This window comes from Candidatus Albibeggiatoa sp. nov. BB20, from assembly GCA_016744725.1.
GTDB lineage: Bacteria > Pseudomonadota > Gammaproteobacteria > Beggiatoales > Beggiatoaceae > Albibeggiatoa.
This window is the reverse complement of the sequence record JADGDW010000199.1, coordinates 1-6,890: the sequence shown is the minus strand read 5'-3', so window position 1 is coordinate 6,890 and position 6,890 is coordinate 1. Positions and strand designations below refer to the sequence as shown.

The 6,890-nt window shown below is 38.3% G+C and carries 6 protein-coding genes and 1 pseudogene; 5 read left to right on the top strand and 2 right to left on the bottom strand.

Annotated elements, in window-relative coordinates; all coding sequences use genetic code 11:
* Positions 1-301: 301 nt before the first annotated feature.
* Both sucD and sucC read right to left on the bottom strand, forming a co-directional pair.
* The gene (gene sucD / locus ABXH34_RS16735; RefSeq protein ID WP_353573026.1) at positions 302-1,177 is read right to left on the bottom strand and encodes a succinate--CoA ligase subunit alpha; all 876 of its coding nucleotides are present in this window, start codon (positions 1,175-1,177) and stop codon (positions 302-304) included.
* 2 nt (positions 1,178-1,179) lie between these two features.
* A pseudogene (gene sucC / locus ABXH34_RS16730) lies at positions 1,180-2,346 on the bottom strand (ADP-forming succinate--CoA ligase subunit beta).
* Positions 2,347-2,821: 475 nt separating this feature from the next.
* On the opposite strand from sucC, the gene ABXH34_RS16725 reads away from it, so the two are divergent.
* From ABXH34_RS16725 to ABXH34_RS16705, 5 genes are all read left to right on the top strand, one after another.
* Entirely contained in the window at positions 2,822-3,256 is a 435-nt protein-coding gene (locus ABXH34_RS16725; RefSeq protein WP_353573025.1) for a leucine-rich repeat domain-containing protein, read from the top strand.
* Positions 3,257-3,271: 15 nt separating this feature from the next.
* Positions 3,272-3,577: an ADP-ribosylation factor-like protein gene (locus ABXH34_RS16720; RefSeq protein WP_353573027.1), complete on the top strand. Its 306-nt coding sequence runs from the start codon at positions 3,272-3,274 to the stop codon at positions 3,575-3,577.
* Between the two features lie 11 nt (positions 3,578-3,588).
* Positions 3,589-4,734, top strand: coding sequence for a COR domain-containing protein (locus ABXH34_RS16715; RefSeq protein ID WP_353573024.1), 1,146 nt, complete (start codon positions 3,589-3,591; stop codon positions 4,732-4,734).
* A gap of 246 nt (positions 4,735-4,980) precedes the next feature.
* Positions 4,981-6,147, top strand: coding sequence for a glycosyltransferase family 2 protein (locus tag ABXH34_RS16710; protein ID WP_353573023.1), 1,167 nt, complete (start codon positions 4,981-4,983; stop codon positions 6,145-6,147).
* Positions 6,144-6,890: glycosyltransferase family 2 protein (locus ABXH34_RS16705; RefSeq protein WP_353573022.1), on the top strand; the 747-nt coding region annotated here is incomplete at its 3' end. The genes ABXH34_RS16710 and ABXH34_RS16705, both read left to right, overlap by 4 nt.

Genomic DNA, 6,890 nt, shown 5'->3' with positions numbered 1-6,890 from the left:
ATATAATATTATTCTCGTTAATTGAGTCTATTTAATTTTTCTATAAGCATTTATATCCTTTTTTGCTCATTTACAAACCCAGTTGGGGGAATACCTACCCAGCTTGCTAAATATATCGTAAAGCAGAGCTTTTGGAACAAGCAATTACCAAGTAGAACTTAGTAACGAGGTAATTTATTGCTTCCAGAAAAAAATTTTTGGAAAATGGCTAACAATCGCTATTCAATAACCAATACATAAAAAAATGGCAAACAGCCTTGCGACCATTTGCCATTAATTAAGAAACAAAAACTGATTTAAACTAGCTTAATGCTTCTAAAATCTTAGGACCAATATCTGCTGGGGAACGTGCAATGTTAACGCCCGCTGCATCTAATGCTTTGAATTTATCTTCAGCAGTCCCTTTACCACCAGAAATAATTGCACCCGCATGACCCATACGTTTACCTGGAGGTGCTGTAACACCTGCAACATAAGCAACCATAGGTTTAGTCACGTTAGATTTGATGAATTCAGCCGCTTCTTCTTCAGCAGTACCACCGATTTCACCCACCATGATAATACCTTCAGTCTGTGGATCTTCTTGGAATAATTCCAAGCAATCGATGAAGTTCATACCATGGATTGGATCACCACCAATACCGATACATGTGCTTTGACCTAAGCCATTAGCCGTTGTATGGCTGACTGCTTTATAAGTCAATGTACCAGAACGTGACACAATACCGACTTTGCCCGCTTGATGGATTTGACCCGGCATAATACCAATTTTGCACTGTTCAGGTGTGATGATACCAGGGCAGTTAGGGCCAATTAAACGTGTATCAGGGAAGTTTGCAGTTAATACCGCTTTCACTTTCAACATGTCTAGTACTGGGATACCTTCAGTAATACATACGATGATTTTGACACCACCTTCTGCTGCTTCTAAAATTGCGTCTGCTGCAAATGGCGCAGGTACATAAATCATAGAGGCTTCAGCTGCAGTTTCATCTACTGCATCACGTACAGTATTGAATACAGGTAAATCTAAATGCGTTTGACCAGCACGACCCGGTGTAACACCACCGACCAATTGTGTGCCATACGCTAAAGCTTGTTCTGAATGGAACGTACCTTGTTTGCCTGTAAAACCTTGGCAAATTAGTTTAGTGTTTTTATCAATCAATACGCTCATGCTTATGCCCCCTTCGCCGCAGCTACTGCTTTTTCAGCACCGTCTTTTAAGTCATCCGCAGGAATCACTGCTAAACCACTTTCTTTTAGTAGGGCTTTGCCTTCTTCAACACGCGTACCTGCTAAACGTACAATCACAGGAAGTTGAGTCCCTGTTTCTTTGATAGCGTTAATGACACCAATCGCAATTAAGTCACATTTAACAATGCCACCTAAAATATTGACTAGAATAACTTTCACTTTTTCATCAGATAAGATCAGTTTAAACGCTTCTTTTACTTTCTCTTCGTTAGTACCACCACCAACGTCCAAGAAGTTTGCAGGCTCGCCACCGCTTAATTTAACCATATCCATGGTCGCCATTGCTAAGCCAGCACCGTTAACCATACATGCGATGTCACCATCTAACGCAATATAGTTTAAGTCAAATTCACGCGCTCTATGTTCTTTTTCATCTTCTTGAGAAGCATCATATAAATCAGCAATATCTTCGTTACGATATAAAGCGTTGTCGTCTACGTTGATTTTGCCGTCTAACGCCATTAAGTCACCTGTATCAGTCGTGATTAATGGGTTGATTTCAACTAAGCTTCAATCTTTATCAATAAATAATGTATATAAGCTAGATAAAACTTTAGTCATTTGTTTGACTTGATTACCGCTTAAACCTAATGCAAATGCGATTTCGCGGCATTGATAGCCTTGAATACCAACGATAGGGTCAATTGTGCGTGTAATAATTTTTTCAGGCGTTGCTTCAGCAACAGCTTCAATGTCCATGCCGCCTTCAGTTGATGCGATAATAGCAACACGTCTTGTCGCACGATCAACAACAAAGCTTAAATAAAGCTCTCTAGCAATATTAGAAGGGGATTCGATGAGAACAGAATTGACAGGTTGGCCTTCTGCCCCTGTTTGGTGAGTAACAAGCTGAATGCCTATCATGTCTTTAGTGAATGCTATCACTTCATCTAGGCTAGTCGCGCGTTTAACGCCACCTGCTTTACCACGCCCACCCGCATGAACTTGGGCTTTAACCATCCACGCATCGCCACCTAATAATTGGGCTTGCTTTTTTGCTTCTTCTGGACTAGAAGCGTGATGTCCTGTTGGAACAGGAATGCCGTAGTCGGCAAAAAGTTTCTTCGCTTGATATTCGTGTATATTCATCCTTCACCCTTGTACAGTAAACAGGCTATAGGTTACTTATTAAATTCACTTATCATGACTATAAATAACATTATAAGGATAACGCATAATGGTGTTATACAGCAAGTCAAAATTTATACTTTACTGAGTGTTAATATACTTTAAACAATACTTCGGGTCATTTTTCATGATTAACCCAGACATTATCAAACAGTGTAAGAACAAGAAGAATAAATTCCATCCTTATTTGCCTTATGTTCAAAAATGTCTGAATCAGGATTCTCAAGATTTAAAGATTTTCAGGATTAAAAAACCAAGTATTTGCCATCATTCTTAAAAATATCTACAATCTAAATCTTGTCCATCCATCAATCTGTTAAATCTTTTTCAAAATTAAAAGATAACTACCATGTTTGAAATCATCATAGATTTATTTAAGCCTAAACCAGAAATTATTAAACAATTAGAGTAAGAGATTGGTATAGAACCAAGAAGGGTGGAAAAAATTTATTTTAATTCAGTATGTTACGTGGTCAATTCGCAAAATAAAGTCACAGAGTTAGGTTTATATCAATGTGGCATAAAGAAAATTCCTGAATGCTTGTGTTCCTTAATTTATCTACAAAAGCTATTCTTAATTGGCAACAAAATTGAACAACTCCCAGACTCCTTTGGGCAACTGCAAAACTTGAGTTATTTAATGTTACATAATAACGAGCTAAAAGAACTGCCAACGTCGTTTGGGCAACTGCAAAACTTGAGTTATTTAGACTTAAGTCATAACGAGCTACAAGAGCTGCCAGCATCGTTTGGGCAACTGCAAAACTTGAGTGATTTAGATTTAAATGAAAACCAGCTAAAAGAACTGCCAACGTCGTTTGGGCAACTGCAAAACTTGAGTGATTTGGATTTAGAAAAAAATCCTTTATAAACAACACTATATGAAATAGTCAAACAAGGTATCAAAGCAATTCAACATTATTGCAAATCATTAGAACAAGAACAAAAACCTTTAAACGAAATAAAAATACTCCTTGTTGGTGATGGTGGTGCTGGCAAAACTTCCCTTTTAAAACAACTTAACAATCAAGAATTTAATGCCCAAGAATCAAAAACCCATGGCATTAACATCCAATCCTTAACACTGCAAACCCAAAACACACAACAAGAACCAATCGAAGTCACAGGGCATTTATTGAATACTGGCTCAAACATATCGAAAGCTTTGGCAATGACTCCCCCATACTTATAGTATTGAACAAAATGGATGAAAACCCCAGTTTTGAAGTCAACCAACCGTTTTTACGTGAAAAATACCAAGGTATCCATAGCTTTCACCGCATTTCCTGCAAAGACAAAACAGGACTCAACGAATTACAACAAGCCATATCCCAAGCCCTAAGCGAAGTCGAAATTATACAAACGCTATGGGGACAAAGCTGGTTTGAAGTCAAAACCACACTCGAAAACCTATCAGAACACTATGTTTCACACCAAGAATACAAAAATCTGTGTCAAAAAAATAATATTAATCAATCAGCACAAAATACCCTTGTTCAATTTCTACATGACTTAGGCGTAATTATCCATTTCAAAGATTTCGACTTGCGTGATACCTACGTGCTAGAACCTAAATGGGTCACAGAAGCTGTATACAAAATCATCAATGCACCACAACTAGCCCAACATCAGGGAGTTTTAACACTCGATTGCCTCGATGAAATTCTCCAACCTAAAACCGAACATGACTACCATTATCCCGTTGAAAAACATCGCCATATCATTCTGTTAATGGAAAAATTTGAGCTGTGCTACAAAATCAATCCAGAAACCATCTTAATCCCCGACTTACTAGCCGTTCCACAACCCGAATTTAATTTTAACTACGACACAGCTCTAAAATTCAAACTTGAATACGATTTTTTACCGCGTTCCATCATGCCTAAATTCATTGTTAAACGGCACAAAGATATTTTAAATCAATTACATTGGCGTACAGGCGTGGTTCTTTATGACAAAATCTATCAAACAACCGCTGTGATAAAATCTGATAATGAAGACAAAAATATCCAAATTTGGGTAACACGTGATGACTTCGCCACAATCCGTAAAACCCTGTGGGAACTGCATGATGATTTTGAAAAACTCGACGTAATTGAACTCGTGCCATTACCCGATAAAGATAAAAGAGGACAAGCCGTCTATGTTGAATATGAAGACTTGATTGGTTGCTACCTTGATAACAAGCCTTATTACAACGGCAAAATTCGCCAAGAATATAAAGTGAGACAACTTTTAGATGGTATTGTTGATATGCAAAAACCCGAACAAATCATGTCACAAAATATCACCATCAACGGCGATGTTAAAAACTCAAATATAAACAATGCTGATGATGTCCAACAATAAACAATACTCAGCGTCTCAGTCTTACGATGCAAAATAAATAAGCCCATTTTGATTGATAACTATAAAAAATTAGCATGGTATTAAAATAACAGCCTACATATTGATTTTAATGGTTTATTTTTATTTAAACCGAATATTTACTACTTAGCAAGATTTAAACTTTCAGATTCAGCCACTTCAACACTAGACATTTCATAGCATATCTTTTTTAATAGCGGTATCTTGTAGTCACACTGAAAAATTACCATGAGCTTATGGATTTTGTTTGCCATCTTACTAGCCGCTGTCACTGTATTTGGCACGTTTGAACTACTGTTCTTAACCCTAGGCGCATTACTGTACAAACCACGCCAAGCCCATCACGAAGCTGGATTAAACTTAGCCGTGATTGTACCTGCGCACAATGAAAGCGAGAATATTAGCCAAACGGTTAAAAGCTTACTGAGTTGTGATTCTCCACATGGTCAATATCAAGTCTATGTTATTGCTGATAATTGCATAGATGATACAGCCGATAAAGCCCGTCAAGCAGGTGCAGAAATACTGGAACGGCAAAATGATGAACTGCGTGGCAAAGGGTACGCGCTGGATTTTGCGTTTAAACATTTACTAGAACAAACTGAAATTGATGCGTTGCTAATTGTCGATGCAGATACAACTGTTGAGCCTAATTTTATCCAAGTCTGTGAGCAAACTTTTATGCAAGGAGCTGATGGCCTACAATGTCGCTATACGGTGAATAACCCTGAAGCCTCACGCCGTAATCGACTGCTGAATGTTGCCTTACTTGCATTCAATGTATTGAGACCCCGAGGCCGTGCGTTTTGGAATTTATCGGTGGGGATTTCAGGTAACGGCTTTGGTTTAACCCGCAAAACCCTGCAAAAAGTGCCTTACACTGCTAGCTCTATCGTTGAAGATTTGGAATACCATATCACCTTGGTGAAGCGTCATTTAAAAGTGCAATTCATTGATAATACAACGGTACGTGCTGATATGCCAATTGCACAAAAAGGGGCTAAAACTCAGCGAGCACGGTGGGAAGGTGGGCGTTTTCGTATGATGCGTGAACATATTCCTTCACTTTATCAAGCCGCCGCGTCAGGTCAACAGCGTTTAATCGAACCCCTGTTAGACCTATTATTACTACCATTGGCAATACATGTATTATTATTATTGGTACTTATTTTGATACCCTTTTTGCCAACACAACTTTACGCATTAATTGCATTATGTATTGTGTTTGGGCATGTGTTCGCTGCATTGTGGATAGGTAAAGGCACAGCACAAGATTTTCTAATCTTGCTCACCGCGCCGTTTTACATTTTGTGGAAATTAACCGTATTGCCTTTAACACTTAAAACTGCTGCCAAAAACGCAACTTGGGTTCGTACAGATAGAGATAAACAATGACATTAGGTAAGCCTGACATTTCAGTGATAATTGTTTCATTTAATACCTGTAATTTATTACGCCGTTGTTTACAAACTTTATTGAAAAAAGCAGGTTCAGTTCAATTTGAAACGATCGTGGTAGACAATGCGTCTAAAGATGATTCTGCGGATATGGTGGAGCGTGAATTTCCTCATGTCATGTTGATTCGTAGCCAAACAAATTTAGGATTTGCAGCGGCCAATAATTTAGCTTTTCAACAAGCCACAGGTGAATTTATTGTATTGCTTAATTCTGATGCGTTTTTGACTGAACTCGCTTTATCACAATCTTTGGAATTTATGCGGGAAAATCCTAATGTTGCGGTCGGTGGTGCACGCTTAATCGGACGTGATAACAGTTGGCAGCCCTCAGCCCGTATGTTTCCGAGTTTATTAAATCACTTTCTAACTTTATCGGGTTTAGCCTATAAATATCCGAAATCTACATTTTTTGGCCGTTTTGATCGTACTTGGGCAAACCATAATGTCGCGGCTAAAGTGGATTGGGTACCGGGTGCATATTCGATTATTCGACATGATGTATTGAAGCAAGTTAATTATTTTGATGAGCAATTCTTTTTATATTATGAAGAAGTTGATTTATGCCGCCGTATCCAACGAGCAAACTATTCCATTTGGTATTTGCCCGATGTGGTCGTAACTGCTGATTTACCGGATGGTGAAATAATTACAGTTACGCCGGATAGGGGAGTACCTCCCGTG

Excerpts from the sequence above, each read along its gene's own strand:
- sucD (WP_353573026.1), bottom strand. The coding sequence starts at position 1,177 with ATGAGCGTATTGATTGATAAAAACACTAAACTAATTTGCCAAGGTTTT.
- ABXH34_RS16710 (WP_353573023.1), top strand. The coding sequence starts at position 4,981 with ATGAGCTTATGGATTTTGTTTGCCATCTTACTAGCCGCTGTCACTGTA.
- ABXH34_RS16715 (WP_353573024.1), top strand. The coding sequence starts at position 3,589 with ATGGATGAAAACCCCAGTTTTGAAGTCAACCAACCGTTTTTACGTGAA.